The following is a 19,146-nucleotide window of genomic DNA, read 5'->3' as shown; positions in this document are numbered from 1 at the left end:
CGCTTACCCCAAAACGCCAAAGTATCGATTGAGACGGGTTTCGTTGCCCTTTTCGGGGTGGCGCGGCACGAGCAATGCCAACGACAGTGAAATCAACGCCATTCCGGCCGCAAGAAAGAACACCGCCCCCGGCGAGAAGACCCACAAAAGCCCCAAAGGTACAGGAAGTGCCACGGCAGCAATATGATTGATCGTAAAGGCAACAGCCGCCGTCGGGGCGATATCTTCGGTATCGGCGATCTTCTGGAAATAGGTCTTGAGCGCCAATGCCAGCCCAAACAGGATGTGGTCGACCACATACAGGAAGGCCGCAACAAACACGCCCCAGCCAAACCAATAGACCCCGCCATAGGCCAGAAACACGATGACCAGCCCTGCATATTCAAAGATCAGCGTGGCGCGTTCGCCAAACCGTGACACTGCCTTGCCGAGCAAAGGGGCCGCGATGATGTTGATCACAAGGTTGATGAGATAGAGGCCGGTGAGTTCGTGCACTTCAAAGCCGAATTTTTCGACCATCATGAAGCCTGCGAAAATCATGAAAATCTGACGCCGCGCGCCGGACATGAATTGCAGCGCGTAATACAGCCAATAGCGTTTCTTAAGCACCATTTTCTTGGATTGCGGCGTGCCAGTTTCGAACTGTGGATAGGCAAACAGGCAAAACAAAGCGATGGCCGCAGTGGTAAATCCGGCCGTCATAAAGACAATGTTGTATGTCAGGTTCAGCGTATCCCACATCAACACGATCAGAACGAACACAATCAGCGTACTGGCCGATCCGGTCGCCAGGAGCCACCCCAATGTCTGCGGGGCACGCTCTTTGGAAATCCACTGCAACTGAAGGGACTGGTTGACGGTCTCGTAATAGTGAAAGCCGACAGAACTGAGAAATGTCAGCGTCAAGAGACCACCCAGCGATGGGAACCAGGCCGTGAATGCGGTGGCCACCCCGAGCAATGCAAGCGACACCATCCCCAGAACCTGTTCACGCACAAACAGGATGATGAAGATCACACCAACCGCCAGAAATCCCGGTATCTCGCGCACGGCATGCAAAAGCCCGATATCACGGCCATCAAAATCGGCAGCCTCAATCACAAAATTGTTGAGCAGAGCATACCACGCGTAAAAGGCGATCGGCATGCCAAAAGCCATCACGAACAACAGTGACACTGGCCTACGCCACAGCGGAAGGTGCTGCGCGTCATCGGTAGAGATTTTACTTAACATGCTTCGCACCTACGCCTTTTGCAAAGGTAAGGCGAGCAGTTTCACGTCCTTCTCTGATCTGAATCAAGGTCAAAGCCGGTATAGCAGGCATACATCCACTCATTCATATTCTTGAAGGGGTTTCCATGGACATTCTTACTCTTGTTGAAAGAATTGGGGAAGCGCCCACTGCGGCGGTTTTGGGATTGATCACAGGCATCATTTTTGGTGTCGCGGCGCAGCGGTCCAAATTCTGTCTGCGCGCGGCAACGGTGGAATTTGCCCGTGGCGAGTTGGGCGACAAGGTTGCCGTTTGGCTATTGACCATCTCAACCGCAATCGTCTGGGTGCAGGGTGCTCAGGCTCTGGGTTTGATGCATACCGCTGACGCACGGATGATGGCCGTGCCGGGGTCATGGTCCGGTGCGATTATCGGCGGCCTTCTGTTTGGCGTCGGCATGGTGCTGGCGCGGGGCTGTTCCGGCCGGCTTTTGGTGCTGGCTGCCAATGGAAACCTGCGTTCGGTGGTTTCCGGCCTGATTTTTGCGGTTGTCGCCCAGATGTGTCTGTCCGGTGTTCTGTCGGGGTGGCGGGACAAAATCGCAGGTCTCTGGATCACGGACGGGGGCCGCAATGTCGACCTGATCGCGGCCTTTGGTCTGCCCGATCTGTCCGGTCTGGTGTTCGGCGCTGTCATGGCTGGCCTTGCGCTTGTTCTGGCGCGAAAAAACCGGATTGGCGCGAAACGGCTTGTGTTTGCGTCGGGAGTCGGTTTTTCGGTCGCTGTCGGCTGGGTGCTGACATACGGGCTGGCCCAAGTGGCGTTCGAACCCGTTCAGATCGAAAGCGCGACATTCTCGGGACCGTCCGCACACACTTTGATGTTCTTTCTGGATCGCGATGCGGTGCTTGAGTTTGACATCGGTCTGGTGCCCGGCGTGGTCATAGGATCGTTTCTGGCCGCCATTGTGACACGCGAATTCAAGTTTCAGGGATTTGAGGGCGAGAGCAATATGCGCCGTTCGATGACTGGGGCGGTGCTGATGGGGTTTGGTGCTATGTTGGCTGGTGGCTGCGCGATTGGGGCCGGTGTGACTGGCGGGTCGATCTTTGCCGGTACAGCCTGGGCCGCTTTGTTCTGTATGTGGATAGGCGCGATGGCGACAGATATTCTGATCGACCAGCGTGGCCCCAAAACGGCCACTGCCTAATTCCAGTGTAGGAGCGAGGCTCTGCCTCGCGCTCCGGGATATTTGAGGCCAGAAGAAGATCTTGCTCGCGCGCGTGGCCTGCGGGCAAGGCGTTACCTAAAGATCAATAGAAGCTTTGCGGGTCGATGTCGACGGACAGGCGAATGTCGCCTTTCAGTTTGAACTGTCCAACCCATTGCGCCAATGCAGCCTGAATGGGGGCGCTTTTTTCTGCCTTGACCAGAAGCCTTACGCGATGTCGTCCCCGCACGCGTGCGATGGGGGCAGGCGCGGGTCCAAAGACCTGTGCACCGATGGCGCGCATCGGGCCATCGGATCGGGCCAGAGCATTGCCGAGGTCAAACACTTGCTGGACATCTGGCGAGGACAGGATGATCCCGGCCATCCGTCCAAAAGGCGGCACCCCGGCGTGACGGCGTTCGTCGGCTTCTGTTTTCCAGAAACCCAGTTCATCTCCGGAGAGGATGGCCCTGATGACAGGGTGTTCCGGTTGAAACGTCTGAAGCAGGGCCTGTCCCTTTTTCTCGGAGCGCCCAGCGCGCCCTGCCACCTGACGCATCAATTGAAAGGTACGCTCAGCCGCGCGTAGATCCGAGCCTTGCAAGCCAAGGTCGGCATCGATCACACCAACCAGCGTGAGCAGCGGGAAGTTGTGACCTTTGGCAACAAGTTGAGTGCCGATAATGATATCTGCCCCGCCTTCCGCAATGGTGTTGATCCCTTCCTTGAGGGCGCGTGCAGATCCGAAAAGATCCGACGATAGCACGGCCAGTCTTGCCTCTGGCCAAAGTGTTTCGGCCTCTTCCGCGAGGCGCTCGACACCCGGCCCCACCGGGGCAAGCTTGCCTTCGACATGACAAGAAGGGCACTCTTCAGGCATGGGCTTGGTTTCACCGCACTGGTGGCACACAAGGCGTTTCAGGAAACGGTGTTCCACCATCCGCGCATCACAATGGTCACATCCAATCTGGTGACCGCAGGCCCGACAAATCGTCACCGGCGCATAGCCACGTCGGTTGATGAACAACAGTGACTGTTCGCCTTTCTCCAACCGCGTGTTCACGGCCCTTTGCAACGACGGCGAAATCCAGCAGCTGCCCGGCAGGTCTTCGACGCGCATGTCGATCGCCTTCATCTCTGGCAGAACAGCCTCGCCAAACCGCGAAGTCAGCTCGAGCTTTTCGTATTTGCCCGCCTCTGCGTTGGCCCAGCTTTCCAGACTGGGCGTTGCGGAGGCCAGAACCACCCTTGCCCCACAAATGCTGGCACGCAAAACAGCCATGTCACGGGCGTTGTACAGAACACCATCGTCTTGCTTGTAAGAGGTGTCGTGTTCTTCATCGACAACGATCAATCCCAAATTCTGATAGGGCAGAAACAGTGCGGACCGCGCCCCGATGACAACCTGTGCCCCGCCCTGCCCGACCATTTTCCATATCCGGCGGCGTTCGGTCATCGTCACGCCCGAATGCCATTCCGCAGGCTTTGATCCAAAGCGCGCTTCGACACGCGTCAGAAATTCGGCGGTCAGCGCGATTTCGGGCAAGAGGACAAGCGCCTGTCGCCCCATGCGCAGACATTCGGCAACGGCTTCGAGGTAAACCTCGGTTTTCCCGGACCCTGTGACCCCACGCAGAAGCGTTGTCCCATACTTTCCGGACCGCACGCCAGCCCGCAGGGCATCTGCGCCGACGGCCTGATCCGCCGTCAGGTCTTTGCCTGCATGTTCAGGATCGAGGCGGAAGAAAGGCACATCGCGCGGCGTGTCTTCTTCGCGCACCACGCCTTGTTTGACCAATCCCTTGACCACGGAAGATGTGACGCCGGCCATGTCACTCAGTTCCTTGAGAGTGAACGCCAGCCCGCCATATTCTGTCAGGGTTTCGACAACACGTTTACGAGCATCTGTCTGGCGTGACGGCTCGCCTTCGCCAAGGCGATAGATTTTGCGCATCGACGGCGGATCGGACAGACCGGGCGCGCGCGTGGCCAGACGCAGCATCGCATGCATCGGTGTCAGCGTATATTCCGAGACACGTTCCAGAAATCCGCGCATCTCGTCCCGCATTGGCGCAACTTCCAGAACCCGGTTGACCGGGCGCACTTTGGAATAATCGAAATCGCCGCGCCCTTTTGCCCAAACCACACCCAGAACCTTGCGAGGGCCAAGCGGCACCTCGACAAAAGCACCCCGAAAACACCCGCCCTCGGGGGCCTTGTAGTCAAGCTTTCGATCCAGCGGTTGTGTCGTTAACACCGCGACCAGTTCGCCCTCTCCAAAGAAATCCTGTTCGTCCACTTTTGCCTCGGTTTCCGGCCCTGCCTGTGGCCTCTTCCCCCAAGGCTTCTGCGCTTGGGGCTTCCAGCATCTCAAAACTTGCGCTAAAGGCAAGCTGAACAAAGGCCAACCCATCAAAGGACACGCGCAATGAAATTCTTCGTTGATACCGCCGAAATCGATGCCATCGCTGAACTCAACGATCTAGGCATGGTTGACGGCGTGACCACCAACCCGTCGCTGATCAAAAAATCCGGCCGTGACATCATCGAAGTCACGAAGGAAATCTGCGCATTGGTCGACGGGCCGGTTTCGGCCGAAGTGACCGCCACCGACGCAGACGAAATGATCGCCGAAGGCCGCAAGCTTGTTGAGATCGCCCAGAATATTGCTGTCAAAGTCCCGCTGACCTGGGATGGTTTGAAAGCCTGTAAAGCGCTGAGCGATGACGGACATATGGTCAACGTGACCCTGTGCTTCTCGGCAAATCAGGCACTGCTCGCTGCAAAAGCTGGCGCCACTTTCATCTCGCCCTTTATCGGCCGTCTGGATGACATCAACATCGATGGCATGGATCTGATCGCGGATATTCGCACGATCTATGACAACTACGGTTTTGATACACAGATCCTTGCCGCATCGATTCGCACCGTGAACCACGTGACACAAAGCGCGCTTTTGGGTGCGGACGTGATGACGGCCCCTCCCGGCGTGATCAAATCGATGGTGAACCACCCCTTGACCGACAAAGGTCTTGATACATTCCTGGCCGACATCAAAGCGGCGGGCATCAAAATCCTCTGAGGGCACTTCAAGCGGAAAAAATGTTTCAAAGGCGCAGGGTCCCCTGCGCCTTTTTCATTTGTGGGCTGCAAGTCTATTGTATCGCTCAATCACACGCGCCACCTATGATATGACCTATTCCCAGTGTCCCTGAACCGAAAGCGGCCCAATGTTTCGCAATCCCCTTTTGTTGATCGCGCTGTCCATCACCAGCTTTATCGCTGTTTGGGGCATCGTGGACACGGCAAGCTTGACGGCCTTTGCCCAACAGGCCGTCGCCTTGCAGTTCAGCAGCCGCGCATGGTTCATCATGCTCACGGTGAGCTTTTTGTTGCTGACCAGCCTCTATCTCGCGCTTTCGCCTTATGGAAATATTCGTCTTGGGCGAGAGGATGAACTGCCCGAATTTTCAACGGCCTCCTGGTTGAGCATGCTGTTCTCCGCGGGGATGGGCGTGGGCCTGTTATATTGGGGTACGGCGGAACCCCTGACACACTATTCCTTGGTCAAAAGCTATGCCGGCGAACGGGTTGCTGCAGGGGAAGCCTTGCTTGCGACCTATTTTCATTGGGGGTTTCATGCGTGGGCCATTTACGGGCTCACCGGTCTGGTGATCGCCTATTTCTCATTTCGACGCGGCACACCGAGCCTGATTGGCGCCCCTATCACCGACACATTCGGAGACGGCTTGTTTGCCAGCGGCTTTGCGTGGATCTCGAACCTGTTGGCCATTGTGGCCATTGCGATTGGCCTTGGCGGCTCGGTCGCGATGGGGGTTTTCCAAGTCAAAGACGGCCTCGACGTGCTGTTCGGTTTCGAGGATAGCGGCTTGCGGCTCACCCTGATCGTTTTTGGTGTTCTGGTCGCATGTTACATTCTGCCGTTGATGGTTGAACTGGACAAAGGCATGGCCCTTTTGTCGAACACCGCGATGGTTCTGGCTGGACTGCTTTTGGGCTATCTTCTTTTGATCGGCCCTACAGCCTATCTCATGAGCGGTATCGTCGAAGGGTTTGGGAACTATATCGCGAGAGTCCTTCCACAGGGGTTTCAGACCTATACGTTCATGGACACGCAGGTGCACAACTGGTTCGCGGACTGGACCCTGACCTATATGGTCTGGTGGCTGTCCTGGGCCCCTTTTGTGGGCGTATTTATTGCACGCATCTCGCGTGGCCGCACAATTCGCGAGTTTTTGACCGGTGTGATTATCGGCCCGACAGTTTTCTCAATCCTCTGGTTTGGAATTTTTGGCGGCATTGGATTTCACAGCATCCTTGAAGACCATTCTCACCTGCTCGACGTCGTTGAGACAAATCTGGATGGTGTGACCTATGCCGTATTGGACCTGTTTCCGCTGCCGATGCTGACCAGCGCCGTTGTCGTGATCGCGGCGTTTCTGTTCGTGATAACCAGCGTGGTAAGCGCGGCATTTGTGCTGGGCATGTTTTCAACAGGTGGCGACCTTAATCCCCCGGCCAAAGTCAAACTGGCGTGGGGGGCGGTTCTCGGGGCTTTGGGCCTTGTGATGATCCTGTCCGGAAGCATCGAAGCGGTGAAAAGCATTATCGCCCTTGGGGCCCTGCCCTTTGTCTTTATCGTGCTTGTTCTGGTGGTTTGCCTGTTACGCACCTTGAAAGAAGAGCGGGGGCACCGGACATGACGAATTTCGTTGATACCCTAATGAATATCGAGGTGTTTGCCTTTATCGGGTTGTTGTTGTGGCTTTATTTGAAGCCACACAGCTAAAGTCCGCCTGTCTCGTTTTGCCATAAAAAAGGTGAGGCATTTCACCTTGGTCTCTGATAAAGTCGCGAAAAACAAGAACGAGACAGACATGAGCAGCACGGCAAAAATCGACGATTCATTGCGTGAAAAGATCATTTCGCAACCTGATATGGTTCTGGATGATCAGGATCTGATGCGCGCCCTGATCGCCGCCAATGAAAAGACCATGGGCGGAAACATTGTCGACCTTCGCGGCATCGCGATGGAGCGTCTGGAAGCCCGGCTTGACCGGCTGGAAGACACCCATCGCAGCGTGATCGCCGCCGCTTATGAAAACCTTGCCGGCACCAATCAGGTGCATCGCGCTATCCTGCGCATGTTGGATCCTGTCGAATTCGAACCTTTCCTTCATGATCTCGGTGGTGAAGTGGCCGACATTCTGCGCGTCGATTCGGTGCGGCTTGTTCTGGAATCGGTTCAGTCCGAAGATGATCCCGCCATCAAGAAACTGGGCGATGTTCTGTCCGTTGCCGAACCCGGTTTCATTGATGACTATCTGAACGGCGGGCGTAATGTACCGCTGCGGCAGGTGACTTTGCGCCAATTGCATTCCGGGTCCGAGCAGATTTACGGCGAGGATTCCGACTGGATCCGGTCCGAAGCCTGTCTCAAGCTGGACTTTGGCGACGGTCGTCTGCCGGGGATGCTCGTGATGGGGGCAGAAGACCCGCACCAGTTCACCCCGCAACAAGGCACAGATTTGCTTGCTTTCTTTGCAGGGGTGTTTGAACGCGCCATGCGGCGCTGGCTGTCGTGATCTCGCCCGCAGCAGCGGACGCTCTTGAAACGTGGCTGGCCAGCCAGTCGGCGCTTGGTGGCGCCGCACAAAACACCCTCACGGCGTATCATGGGGATCTGACAGAATTCCTGTCGTTCATGACCCTGCACAAAGGGGAATCGCAGGGGCTTGGCCCCCTCACCCGCATAAGTGTCACCGATATGCGCGCATGGATGGCCTTTACGCGTGGCAATGGCGTCGGGGCAAGGTCGCTTGCCAGAAAGCTGTCTGCCGTCAAAAGCTTTTATCGCTGGCTGGCGGAACGAGAGAGCTTTGACCCAACCGCCGTTTTGTCGACGCGGGCCCCGAAATTCCAAAAGAAACTGCCCCGCCCTCTGGATCAAGACGCAGCGCGCGCGGTGATTGATACAGTCGAGCTTCAATCCGAAACCCCGTGGGTAGGTGCGCGCGATATGGCGGTTGTCACGCTTCTTTATGGATGCGGCCTGCGCATTTCCGAGGCCCTTGGCCTTGATGGTCGGGATGCGCCCCTTCCGGCGGTTCTGCGCATCCTTGGCAAAGGCGGCAAAGAACGTGTCGTGCCCGTGCTTGATGCCGCGCGCGACGCGGTGCAGGTCTATCTGGACCTGTGCCCCCATCCCAAAGAAGACGACGGGCCTTTGTTTCGCGGGGTACGTGGGGGACGCCTGTCGCCCCGTATCGTGTCGGGTGTTATGGAAAAAACACGGATGCAGCTGGGTTTGCCCTCGACGGCAACGCCCCACGCCATGCGCCACAGTTTTGCAACGCATCTGCTTGAGGCTGGCGGCGATCTGCGCGCGATTCAGGAACTTCTGGGCCACGCCTCGCTGTCGACCACACAGGCCTATACTGCGGTGGACACCGCACGCCTGATGGACGTCTATAACCGGACCCACCCAAAGGCCTAGGCTTTGAGGTAAGGTGACGGAAACGTCCACAACGACGTCGTCATCCGAGTGTCACCCGCGCACCTGTGTGCTGCACTCTCTTGAAACATCAACACAGGGTTTCTCAATGCGTATTGGTATTTTAGGAACTGGAACGATCACATCCGCCGTTGTGCATGGCATCGCAGCAGACGGCCATCAAATCACGGTCTCTGAACGCGGCACGGACAAATCTGCGGCATTGGCCAAGACTTATGAAAACGTCACCGTTGCTGACAACCAAACCGTTCTGGACAACACTGATATCGTGTTTCTGGGCCTCATGGCAGAGGCGGCACCTGCCATTTTGTCTGCCCTGACCTTTCGCTCTGATCAGCGCATCATCACCGTTATGGCCGGCGCTACACTGGAGGAAGCGGACGACATGGTGTCACCCGCAACTGCCGCTGCGATCATGATGCCGTTCCCGTCAATTGCGACCGGCGGTTCAGCGATCATGATGCAGGGGGACGCGGATCTGATCGAAACCCTGTTTGGTGCCAGAAATCAAATTTTCAAGCTTCGTTCTGCGGAAGAAATGTCAGCATATCTTTGCGCTCAGGCCGTTTTGTCGCCTGTTGCTCGAATGGTCGACGACGCAGCGCGCTGGCTGGCTGCGCGGGTCGAGGATCAGGCGCAGGGAGAGATGTTTTTGCGCCACCTCGTGACCTCCGGCCTCGAGGCATCAACCGCAGCCAGCCTGATCGAGGCCCTGAACACCCCGGGGGGATATAATCAACGTCTGCGCCAACACATGGAGGCCGCAGGAACGGGCGCGACCCTCAATGAGGGGCTGACCAAACTCGAGACAGGGAGCTAGGTCAGGGCCAAGCCGCCTTAGCTGGTCTTTGCATCCACGCAGGCGGCAACAACTTGATCGCTCTGAACAAAATGTTGGACTGCCAAAGTGTCAAAGGCCGCATGGCCCTCGGCCGCGATGCCAAGAACAATTGCCAGTGACAATGCTCCAAGGCGCATATTTTCCAGTATCTTCATCTCTTTCTTCCTCCTCGGGCGGCCCCCCTTAGGGGCTTGCCGAAACATGGGCCTGCCCTTGCTCTCCAAAATCCAACACCACCGTAAATTCATCCGGCACGTCGTTTGAGAACCTCAGTCGCACCACCATTTCAATCACGTCAAAGCCTGCAGCCTTGGCCGCCCCTTTTGTTGAAAGGACTTCGGCCCCCGCGACAGAAACATCTTCCAGAATCAATGCCGTGCTTGCCGTGTTGAGAACGGTCAGCTTAAGCGTCACAACCCGATTCCTGTTTTTCAGCACTTTCGCCGTTGCGCGAATCTTTGCGGTGCTGTGCCCGCCATGGGCCAACGCCATAACAGGCGCCCCAAAGAGCAAAGCAAGTGCAGATCGACGGGTCATCTGGTGCATTTTTCGTGTCCTCATGCGGGTTAAACGTATTCGAGAAGAAATCCCGTCGCCTCAGTGACATTTTTTTGCACTCTGGTCGATTTTCCTCTTGCGGCTCAGCCCAACTCTTTATATCTCACGCCTCACTCAATGATGCGGGCGTAGCTCAGGGGTAGAGCATAACCTTGCCAAGGTTAGGGTCGGGCGTTCGAATCGCCTCGCCCGCTCCAAAAGGTCAAACGAAAAAGCGCAGGGTTCGCCCTGCGCTTTTCGCGTTTCAAGAGGCCAGTTTTTGCGCCATCGCGTTTTGACGTTCGATCACCTTTGGCAGATCCAGCGTTGTCACGATTCCATCACGCACGACCTGACGCCCTTCGATGAACAGGTCTCTCACCTGCGTTGGACCAGCCAGAAGAATCGCTGCGGGATCCCAGCTTCCTGCGCTTTCAATTCCGGTGACATCCCAGATCGCAAGATCGGCGCGCTTGCCAACGGCAATCTGTCCGCAATCAGAGCGGCCCAGAACCTCGGCCCCGCCGCGCGTTGCGATCTCGAGCGCTTCGCGGGCGCTCATGGCATCCGCCCCCTGGCTGACCCGCTGTAGCAACATGGATTGCCGCGCTTCCAGAACAAGGTTTCCCGCATCGTTGCTGGCCGAGCCATCCACACCCAGCCCGACAGGCACCCCTGCGTCTCGCATTGCCCGCACGGGCGCGATACCGCTGCCCAAACGACAGTTCGAGCAAGGACAATGCGCGACACCTGTTTTGGACCGTGCAAACAGATCAATTTCCTGACCATCAAGCTTGACGCAATGGGCATGCCACACATCATCACCTGTCCAGCCCAGATCTTCGGCGTACTGGCCCGGACGACAGCCAAACTTTTCAAGACTATAGGCAATGTCTTCATCATTTTCGGCAAGATGGGTGTGCAACATCACCCCTTTATCCCGCGCGAGAATAGCAGCATCGCGCATCAGGTCGCGGCTGACCGAAAAGGGCGAGCACGGCGCCACGCCAACACGACACATCGATCCCTCCGAAGCATCGTGGAACCGGTCGACCAACCGGATCGCATCGTTCAGAATGTCTTCTTCCCGCTCAACCAGCATGTCCGGTGGCAAGCCCCCGTCGCTTTCACCGATGCTCATCGCGCCGCGAGTGGGATGGAATCGCATGCCGATCTCTGCCGCGGCATCAATCGTGTCTTCCAGACGTGCGCCGTTTGGAAACAGGTACAAATGATCTGATGTCAGCGTACATCCCGACAGCATCAATTCCGCCAATCCCACCTGCGCCGAGATGAACATTTCGTCCGGGCCAAACCTGCTCCAGATCGGATAGAGCGTCTGCAACCATCCAAACAAAAGCGCGTCTTGCCCCCCCGGAACCGCGCGCGTCAGGGTTTGGTAAAGGTGGTGGTGCGTGTTGACCACCCCCGGCGTCACAACACAGCCAGAGGCCAGAACCGTTTCCGCACCACCAGCAAGCCCATGCCCGATTTCGGCAATCACCCCGTCTTTGATACGGATATCAATACCGGCCATTTCACGGCGCGCATCATCCATGGTCAAAACATGGGATGCATTTTTTATGAGAATTTCAGCCATCAAGAGTCCTTTCACACTTCATCTGGCCCGTTTCGGTGAGTGAAGTGTGAAGCGCTCCGACAGAATACGGGCAAAGGACTCGAAGCTTGGCCAAATTGGCCCAGCAATCCGATCAGGTCAATACTGGCTCAATATCGCCAAAGCCTCTGCATGTACTTTTTCATTTGCGGCGGCAATGACGCGGCCTCCGTCATGTGCCGGACCGCCTTGCCAATCGGTGACAATGCCGCCAGCGGCCTCGACAACAGCAATCGGCGCCTGAATGTCATAGGCGTTCAGACCCGCCTCAATCACAAGGTCGACCTGCCCTGTTGCGACAAGAGCATACCCATAACAATCCATCCCATAGCGCGTCAGTCGCACCTTCTCGGAAACGGCCCCAAAGGCCGCAGCCTCCGTCGCAGACCCCACCTCAGGGAAAGTGGTGAGCAATATCGCCTCTTCGAGGGTGCTTTCTTTCCGGCACGCCAAATCCATGGGCCCGCTCGGGCCATCCACAAATGATGCACCAAAGCCGCCCACAAACCGTTCACGAATATAGGGCTGGTCAATAATTCCGAAAACCGGACCGGCATCGTTAGACAGGGCGATCAAGACACCCCATGTCGGTGTTCCGCTAATAAATCCGCGTGTGCCGTCAATCGGGTCCAAGACCCAGGTCAAACCGGACGTCCCGTCGCTGTGGCCGTATTCTTCGCCCAAGATGGCATCATGCGGCCGCAACCGTGCAAGAACATCACGCATTGCACGCTCTGCGGCGCGGTCCGCTTCGGTGACGGGGTCAAATCCCCCCGCCAATTTGTTGTCGGCAGAAAGTCCCTGCGCCCGAAAAAAAGGGAGAATCGCAAATCTAGCGGCATCCGCCATCGCGTGCGCCGCTTCGACAATATCATTTTGTTCGGTGATGTTCACTTGACTGGGCCTCTGCAGAGCGGATGGGTTTCAGTCACCGCTAGCCCAGCAGAGGCTCAAACTCAAGCTACGTCACTTAAAACCCGTGCCAGTTCGAACAAACGCCGACGCTGGTTTTCGGGGATGGAATAGTAGGACCGCACCAAATCAAGTGCTTCCTTGTCTCCCATCAGATCGGCGGGCACATTTGAAGTCGACTCGGTAGCTTCGGCGTCTTCGATCCCCTCAAAGAAGAAACTCACCGGAACATCCAAAGCGTCAGCAATATCCCAGAGGCGCGATGCGCTGACCCGGTTCGCACCGGTTTCATATTTCTGAATCTGCTGAAACTTGATACCAACCTGCTGCGCAAGTTGCTGTTGTGTCATGCCTGTTAGCCAACGACGCTGACGAATGCGCTTGCCGACATGTACGTCTACTGGATGGGTCATCAAACGACTCCTCACAATTACTCTGTTAAGTGACATGCCACGCTTGCCATGATCCCCTGGCGGGCAGGCAAATGCCCCTGTTGTCCTGTCACCGCTTTTCCCAACGGCGATCGCCCCACTTTAACAGTTTTCCTCAACAGATCAAGAATTTTGACACAAGCCTTCGGATACTCCCGCCCGCACTCGTGCAATCATGAGGAGAAATGCGAACGCAACGGAACAGGCGAACAATCTTGTTTTTCAAATGTTTTTTGACAAGCTCGCCCGAACGATTAAAAACAGCACATCAATCAGGAGACCTTAATGCGCGCCTATCAGATCACATCTCACGAGACCCGTCCCGAGGTTTTGGACTTGCCCATGCCTGAACCTGGCCCCGGAGAGATTCGCGTTAAAGTAGGTGCTTGCGGCCTCAACTTTGCAGATTTGCTCATGCAAAAAGGCACCTATCAGGAAACACCTGCCCTGCCCTTTATTGGCGGCATGGAAGTGGCCGGTGTTGTTGACGCCTTGGGACCAGACACAAACGGCCCTGCTGTTGGAACCCGCGTTGCCGTTTTTGGCGGACAGGGCGGATTGGCCGAATATGGCTGTTTTGATGCCTCTCGCGCCGTTCCTTTGCCCGATGACATGCCATTTGAAGACGCCGCTGCGTTTTTGATTGCCTACGGCACCAGCCACGTTGCGCTCGACTATCGCGCCCGCCTTCAACCCGGCGAGACGCTTTTGGTCCTTGGCGCTGCCGGTGGTGTTGGCCTGACAGCGGTTGAAATCGGCAAGCTCATGGGCGCAAACGTCATCGCCTGTGCGCGCGGCGCGGACAAGCTCGAGGTCGCCAAGAAAGCCGGTGCCGATCACCTCATTGATGCAACAAACGAGGATATCCGCTCGGTTGTGAAATCGCTTGGCGGGGCGGATGTTGTCTATGATCCGGTTGGTGGCGAACAGTGGAAAGCGGCCTTCCGGGCCTGCAACCCAGAGGCGCGTTTGTTGCCTATTGGTTTTGCTAGCGGCGAAGTCCCTCAGGTTCCGACCAATCACCTTTTGGTGAAGAACCTCACTGTGATGGGTTTGTATTGGGGGGGATATATCGCCTTCAAACCCCAAGTCGTCGTCGACAGCCTGACCACTCTTTTCCAATGGTACGGCGAAGGACGGATCAAACCGCACGTCAGCAACACGCTACCACTGGAACAAACCAACGAGGCCATGGATCTTTTGCGCAAACGCAAATCCACCGGCAAAGTTGTGGTTACAATGGGGCTCTAACCCCCCGCACAGGCGCCCCTTAGCGGGCGCCTGCATTTGCATGTCGGCGGTGCGCGGACTGAATATCGTACCGCCCCTGCATCGGATGAAACCCTTTGCGCAGCAAATCCGCGAGATAGGCAATCACATCGCCCTTGCCAGCCTCTGCGCCATAAAGATTGATATTCTGCACCCCGAGATCAGGCAGCGCGCCATTATGCTCGATCACTTCGAGATAGGGCGGCTGTGTCCCCTCAATCATGGCCATCGCCCCGAGATCGGCACTTACCGTTGCTTCGACCGTGCGTTCCGAATTGGTCTCAACGGCCATTTCCCACTCGATGCCGACCTCATCCAAGGCGCGGATCGCGTTTGAACGGAACACGCAATTGGCGCCAGAGGCGAACCGAAACGGTCTGCGGCGCCAAGTGGCCCCACCGGGTGCACCGACCCAAGCCATCGGCAAGGTGCATAGCAACTCAGCCCCGAATGCGCTTTGTGCCTCTGTGGTCAGGATCAAATCGCACTCGCCCTTGTCGAACTGTGACCGCAGGGCCCGCGTATACGATGAAATCAAATGCACTTTGACACGCGGATAAGCGGCCGCAAATTGCTGCATCGCACGTGGAATCACCGGATAAACGATGTCGTGAGGCACACCCAAAGTGATTTCACCCTCGAATTCTTCATGTGTCAGACGCCGGATAACCTCGTCATTCAAGGACACCATGCGGCGCGCATACCCCAAAAGCTGCTCGCCGGCCGGCGTAAGAGCGATCCCGCGCCCCGATCGGTCGAGAAGAGAGACCCCGATCAACTCTTCAAGTCTTTTCAACTGCATAGAGACCGCTGACTGGGTGAGATGCAAGAAACCCGCCGCCTTGGTTACCCCCCCAAGATCGGCAACTGCAACAAAACTACGCAACGTAGTAACATCAAGGTTCCGCATTACATCACCGTTATTGATATTTCATCTCACAAACATTCGTTTTCAAAATAAATCATACTCCCCCATATACATCAAGCAATCTGATGGAAACGCACGAAACCATCTTCATTCTAGAAAGGACAGGACTATGACCTTCATCGCAACACTCGGTCGCTACGCCGGCCTCTCCTCCTCTAACAAAGCCACTCTTGGCGGCCTGATGGCGTTGTATCGTCAACGTCGCGCACTGTCCGGTCTGGACGATGCGGCCCTCCTTGATATGGGCCTGACACGCGAAGAAGCCTCGGCAGAAGCAAAACGTTTTGCGTGGGATGTTCCGGCCAACTGGCGCGGATAACCCAATCAACAGTATTTTCGGGGCTAAACGCCTTGAAAAAGACTGAAAGCTGACCGATATTTACCAAGACGGCTGCCGGAGCGATCCGGCGGCACAACTAGTTTAATCTCGGAGGCTTTAATGGCTGAATTTGACACAATCCGGAGCTCTGCGGGCGTCCGCACGGCCCAGATTGACGAAGGGCTTCGCGCCCACATGAACAAAGTCTACGGCACAATGTCCGTAGGCACCTTGATCACTTTCGTCGCAGCCTGGGCTCTTGCAGGTCTGGCAACCACCACAGATCCAACCGCAGCAAGCGGCCAGCTGAATGCAGATACCTATCTGACATCGCTGGGTTATGCGATCTACGCGTCACCTCTGAAGTGGGTGATCATGTTCGCGCCTCTTCTGATGGTCTTTGCATTTGGTGCCGCAATCAACCGCCTGTCGGCTGCTGGCGCACAACTGTTCTTCTACGTGTTCGCCACCGTAATGGGTGTCTCGATGAGCTCGATCTTTATCGTGTTCACCGGATATTCAATCGCGCAGGTGTTCCTGATCACTTCGATCGCTTTTGCCGGTCTGTCTCTCTGGGGCTACACCACCAAGAAAGACATCTCGGGTTGGGGTTCGTTCCTCATCATGGGTTTGATCGGGATCGTTGTTGCGTCGATCGTGAACATCTTCCTTGGCTCGCCTGCAATCGCTTTTGCGGTGTCGATCCTTGGCGTGCTGATCTTTGCTGGTCTGACCGCATATGACACACAGAAGATCAAAACAACTTACCTGCAGATGGCCCATTCGGGCGATCAAGAGTGGCTGGGCAAAGCCGCGATCATGGGCGCGTTGAGCCTGTATCTGGACTTTATCAACATGTTCATGATGCTCTTGTCGCTGTTCGGCAACCGCGAGTAAGCAGCACAGTCGTTTAGAACGCCAAGGGCCGGTCCATGTGACCGGCCCTTTTGCATTTCAAGGATCAGATTTCGCTAATCATCTGAACCGCCGGAAAATGAACCCCCGGCGCCAGCGTTAGTTCGATTTCGCCCACCGCTTCGAATCCCATTTCCTCATAGAACGGTCTTGCTGTCAGCGTGCTCATGCAATGCATGCGGCTCAAACCAAAGTCACGGGCCGCTGACAGCGAATGCTCGATCAGGTCCCGTGCGATTCCCCGACGCAGATGGCTGGGATGGGTTGCTACATGCCTGATGTGCCCTTCCCCTTCGCGGCTTACACCGCGCGCAGGGCTAACGTCGGTCCACCCTCCTGCCCCGATGACAGCGCCCTGATCATCCTGCGCAAGGTAATAGGTCCCACAGGCCAGCAGGCCAGGTTGCGCCGTTGTAATATGGGGCAGAACCGCACGCAGCGTGGGCGCGGAATATTCGTCCGGCAAAAGCTGCGGATAGGATTTGCGAAACAACTGGGTTACCGCACTGCGGTCTCCGGGCATGGCGCGGCGAATGTGTATTGGTGGTCTCATGGCGACCTCTCTGAAATCAAAAGAGTCTGAATTCAGGGCGCGGTCCATGCTAGGAAAAGCAAAAAGCCGCACCCTAGGGTGCGGCTTTTGCATTTAGTCTCAAGGGGCGATCTTACTTGATCTTGCCTTCCTTGTACTCGACATGCTTGCGCACCACCGGGTCGTACTTGCGTACGACCATCTTTTCGGTCATGGTTCGCGCATTTTTCTTGGTCACGTAGAAATGGCCCGTGCCCGCGGTCGAGTTCAGACGGATCTTGATGGTCGTCGGCTTCGCCATTGTTCTTCTCCTGCGCGGGCGGCAGCGCCCGTGAAATTCTCATGAAGCCTGCCTTTTAATGATGCGCGCGCCCGAGTCAATGGCGTTTCCCAAAGAAACTTGAGCAATCTCAATTTTTCTCGTGGGTCAGACCGATTTAAGGCAAACCGGCAACGTCTGGCCGCACAAAGCACGGGAAAATCCCGCATCTGGTGGCTTGGTCTTGAATACCACACATGCCACGAATATTAAAAGCATGAAGACAATGGAGATTTTATGTCCCGGTAAGGCTGGGAGGCGCAAAGCCTTCCGATGCAAACAAATCACGAAGCGCCCGTCATCTTTGATTTGACGGCAGGCTTGTTTGCGACCTCAATACACACAAAGCCTTACAAATCCGAAAGCCCCTTTCGGACGACATATGAAAGTATTCCCACGATGACACGGGACTATTCCAGTTTTCTGCCGACCTCGACCAAGAGCGAGGCCACAGAAATTCAGAAATCTAAAATCGACACGCTGGGCTGGCAGCCCTTTTTTGCCCGCCAGATCAGCATTGACGAACTCACACAGAATCCGCCTGTCAGGATCATTGAAGTGCACCGCAGCGGGCTTCATGCCGTTGGCAACGATCTTGACCTGACCCTACCTCCGGATCAGGACGTAACGGTGGGTGATTGGGTGCTGTTCGATCCGGACACACAAAAGCACAGCCGGGTCCTTGAGCGCAAAAGCCTTGTCAAACGCAAGGCGCCAGGATCTGACCGTCAGGTCCAGCTGATTGCGGCCAACATCGATACCGCCTTTATCGTGACCTCGTGCAATCAGGATTTCAACGTGGCGCGTCTTGAACGCTATATCGCGCTGGCCTTGGACTCGGACATCACACCTGTGATTGTCCTGACCAAAACCGATCTTGCCCCGTCCCACGAAGAGTTTGTCGAACAGGCCCGTGCCATCTCGGACCATGCGACCGTGGTTGCGCTGGATGCCAGAGGCGAAGAACCCGCACAGAAGCTGGCGCGATGGTGCGGCGCCGGAAAAACCGTCGCGTTTCTGGGATCATCCGGTGTGGGCAAGTCCACTCTGACCAATGCGCTGGCCGGAAACACGTCGATTGAAACGCAATCGATTCGGGAAGACGATGCCAAGGGCAGACACACGACCACACGGCGGCAATTGCATCTCGTGCGGGGGGGCTGTCTGGTTCTAGACACGCCCGGCATGCGCGAATTGCAACTGGCGGATGCGACCGCTGGTATCGAGAGCGTTTTTGCAGACCTGCAGGAGCTGTCCACTCAGTGCAAGTTCAACGATTGCCAACACCAGAGCGAACCCGGCTGCGCCGTCCTGAATGCGCTTGAAAAGGGCGAGATCAGTCGGGATCGGCTTGAAAGATGGCGCAAGCTGCTGGCCGAGGATGCCTATAACTCTGCCAGCCTTGCCGAGAGACGCTCCAAGGACAAAGCCTTTGGAAAAACAATTCGCCAAGTCCTGAAGGAAAAGAAAAAGCGAAGACTATGATCGGGGCCTGCTTCCCGGACAACGGGAAGGCCACTACGCTGGCCGCTATGTGATCTTAAAACGAGGGGGATGGGCCGTTCAG

At 56.3% G+C, this 19,146-nt stretch carries 20 protein-coding genes and 1 tRNA gene; 11 read left to right on the top strand and 10 right to left on the bottom strand.

The window, feature by feature from the left end:
• Positions 1 to 3: 3 nt before the first annotated feature.
• Complete coding sequence (locus PH7735_RS03460) at positions 4 to 1,233, bottom strand: MFS transporter (RefSeq protein ID WP_058309911.1); 1,230 nt, start codon at positions 1,231 to 1,233, stop codon at positions 4 to 6.
• Positions 1,234 to 1,358: 125 nt separating this feature from the next.
• Between PH7735_RS03460 and PH7735_RS03455 the strand changes: the two genes are divergently transcribed.
• Positions 1,359 to 2,423 carry a YeeE/YedE family protein gene (locus tag PH7735_RS03455; protein ID WP_058309910.1) on the top strand — a complete coding sequence of 355 codons (1,065 nt, stop codon included), beginning with the start codon at positions 1,359 to 1,361 and terminating at the stop codon, positions 2,421 to 2,423.
• 103 nt (positions 2,424 to 2,526) lie between these two features.
• On the opposite strand, the gene PH7735_RS03450 is transcribed toward PH7735_RS03455, so the two are convergent.
• Positions 2,527 to 4,722, bottom strand: a complete 2,196-nt coding sequence (locus tag PH7735_RS03450) for a primosomal protein N' (RefSeq protein ID WP_058309909.1) — start codon at positions 4,720 to 4,722, stop codon at positions 2,527 to 2,529.
• Positions 4,723 to 4,851: 129 nt separating this feature from the next.
• Between PH7735_RS03450 and fsa the strand changes: the two genes are divergently transcribed.
• From fsa to PH7735_RS03425, 5 genes are all read left to right on the top strand, one after another.
• A complete protein-coding gene (fsa, locus tag PH7735_RS03445) occupies positions 4,852 to 5,505 on the top strand; it encodes a fructose-6-phosphate aldolase (protein ID WP_058309908.1) in 654 nt (217 codons plus the stop codon).
• 148 nt (positions 5,506 to 5,653) lie between these two features.
• Positions 5,654 to 7,147, top strand: a complete 1,494-nt coding sequence (locus tag PH7735_RS03440) for a BCCT family transporter (protein ID WP_058309907.1) — start codon at positions 5,654 to 5,656, stop codon at positions 7,145 to 7,147.
• A gap of 174 nt (positions 7,148 to 7,321) precedes the next feature.
• Positions 7,322 to 8,029 carry a DUF484 family protein gene (locus PH7735_RS03435; protein WP_058311127.1) on the top strand — a complete coding sequence of 236 codons (708 nt, stop codon included), beginning with the start codon at positions 7,322 to 7,324 and terminating at the stop codon, positions 8,027 to 8,029.
• Positions 8,026 to 8,940 (top strand): tyrosine recombinase XerC, encoded by a 915-nt coding sequence (locus PH7735_RS03430; protein ID WP_058309906.1) that lies wholly within the window; start codon positions 8,026 to 8,028, stop codon positions 8,938 to 8,940. Before PH7735_RS03435 ends, PH7735_RS03430 begins: the two co-directional genes overlap by 4 nt.
• Before the next feature lie 106 nt (positions 8,941 to 9,046).
• Complete coding sequence (locus PH7735_RS03425; RefSeq protein ID WP_058309905.1) at positions 9,047 to 9,778, top strand: NAD(P)-binding domain-containing protein; 732 nt, start codon at positions 9,047 to 9,049, stop codon at positions 9,776 to 9,778.
• Between the two features lie 17 nt (positions 9,779 to 9,795).
• Here the strand turns inward: PH7735_RS03425 and PH7735_RS20665 are convergent, their stop codons facing one another.
• Both PH7735_RS20665 and PH7735_RS03420 read right to left on the bottom strand, forming a co-directional pair.
• Positions 9,796 to 9,954 carry a hypothetical protein gene (locus PH7735_RS20665; RefSeq protein ID WP_158503167.1) on the bottom strand — a complete coding sequence of 53 codons (159 nt, stop codon included), beginning with the start codon at positions 9,952 to 9,954 and terminating at the stop codon, positions 9,796 to 9,798.
• 28 nt (positions 9,955 to 9,982) lie between these two features.
• Complete coding sequence (locus PH7735_RS03420) at positions 9,983 to 10,345, bottom strand: hypothetical protein (protein ID WP_058309904.1); 363 nt, start codon at positions 10,343 to 10,345, stop codon at positions 9,983 to 9,985.
• Between the two features lie 134 nt (positions 10,346 to 10,479).
• Here PH7735_RS03420 and PH7735_RS03415 point away from each other — a divergent pair.
• Positions 10,480 to 10,554 (top strand) — tRNA-Gly (locus PH7735_RS03415).
• Between the two features lie 47 nt (positions 10,555 to 10,601).
• Here the strand turns inward: PH7735_RS03415 and PH7735_RS03410 are convergent.
• The 3 genes from PH7735_RS03410 to PH7735_RS03400 form a co-directional block, all read right to left on the bottom strand.
• Complete coding sequence (locus PH7735_RS03410; protein ID WP_058309903.1) at positions 10,602 to 11,936, bottom strand: 8-oxoguanine deaminase; 1,335 nt, start codon at positions 11,934 to 11,936, stop codon at positions 10,602 to 10,604.
• 117 nt (positions 11,937 to 12,053) lie between these two features.
• Positions 12,054 to 12,803, bottom strand: coding sequence for a histidinol-phosphatase (hisN, locus tag PH7735_RS03405; RefSeq protein WP_058311126.1), 750 nt, complete (start codon positions 12,801 to 12,803; stop codon positions 12,054 to 12,056).
• 107 nt (positions 12,804 to 12,910) lie between these two features.
• Entirely contained in the window at positions 12,911 to 13,279 is a 369-nt protein-coding gene (locus PH7735_RS03400) for a helix-turn-helix domain-containing protein (protein ID WP_058309902.1), read from the bottom strand.
• A 303-nt stretch (positions 13,280 to 13,582) separates the two neighbouring features.
• Here PH7735_RS03400 and PH7735_RS03395 point away from each other — a divergent pair, with 303 nt between their 5' ends.
• On the top strand, positions 13,583 to 14,548 hold the full coding sequence (locus tag PH7735_RS03395) for an NADPH:quinone oxidoreductase family protein (RefSeq protein ID WP_058309901.1): 966 nt from the start codon (positions 13,583 to 13,585) through the stop codon (positions 14,546 to 14,548).
• A gap of 19 nt (positions 14,549 to 14,567) precedes the next feature.
• Here the strand turns inward: PH7735_RS03395 and PH7735_RS03390 are convergent, their stop codons facing one another.
• Entirely contained in the window at positions 14,568 to 15,476 is a 909-nt protein-coding gene (locus tag PH7735_RS03390) for a LysR family transcriptional regulator (RefSeq protein ID WP_058309900.1), read from the bottom strand.
• Between the two features lie 127 nt (positions 15,477 to 15,603).
• On the opposite strand from PH7735_RS03390, the gene PH7735_RS03385 reads away from it, so the two are divergent.
• Both PH7735_RS03385 and PH7735_RS03380 read left to right on the top strand, forming a co-directional pair.
• Complete coding sequence (locus PH7735_RS03385) at positions 15,604 to 15,813, top strand: DUF1127 domain-containing protein (protein WP_058309899.1); 210 nt, start codon at positions 15,604 to 15,606, stop codon at positions 15,811 to 15,813.
• Between the two features lie 120 nt (positions 15,814 to 15,933).
• Positions 15,934 to 16,710, top strand: coding sequence for a Bax inhibitor-1/YccA family protein (locus PH7735_RS03380; protein WP_058309898.1), 777 nt, complete (start codon positions 15,934 to 15,936; stop codon positions 16,708 to 16,710).
• Between the two features lie 64 nt (positions 16,711 to 16,774).
• Here the strand turns inward: PH7735_RS03380 and PH7735_RS03375 are convergent, their stop codons facing one another.
• Complete coding sequence (locus PH7735_RS03375; RefSeq protein WP_058311125.1) at positions 16,775 to 17,281, bottom strand: GNAT family N-acetyltransferase; 507 nt, start codon at positions 17,279 to 17,281, stop codon at positions 16,775 to 16,777.
• Between the two features lie 112 nt (positions 17,282 to 17,393).
• Entirely contained in the window at positions 17,394 to 17,561 is a 168-nt protein-coding gene (gene rpmG, locus PH7735_RS03370; RefSeq protein ID WP_007814563.1) for a 50S ribosomal protein L33, read from the bottom strand.
• Between the two features lie 291 nt (positions 17,562 to 17,852).
• Here rpmG and rsgA point away from each other — a divergent pair, with 291 nt between their 5' ends.
• A complete protein-coding gene (gene rsgA, locus PH7735_RS03365) occupies positions 17,853 to 19,064 on the top strand; it encodes a ribosome small subunit-dependent GTPase A (RefSeq protein WP_306341222.1) in 1,212 nt (403 codons plus the stop codon).
• Positions 19,065 to 19,146 lie beyond the last annotated feature (82 nt).

It is taken from the genome of Shimia thalassica (assembly GCF_001458215.1).
Classification (GTDB): Bacteria; Pseudomonadota; Alphaproteobacteria; order Rhodobacterales; family Rhodobacteraceae; genus Shimia; species Shimia thalassica.
This window is presented reverse-complemented; position numbering and strand designations above follow the sequence as displayed.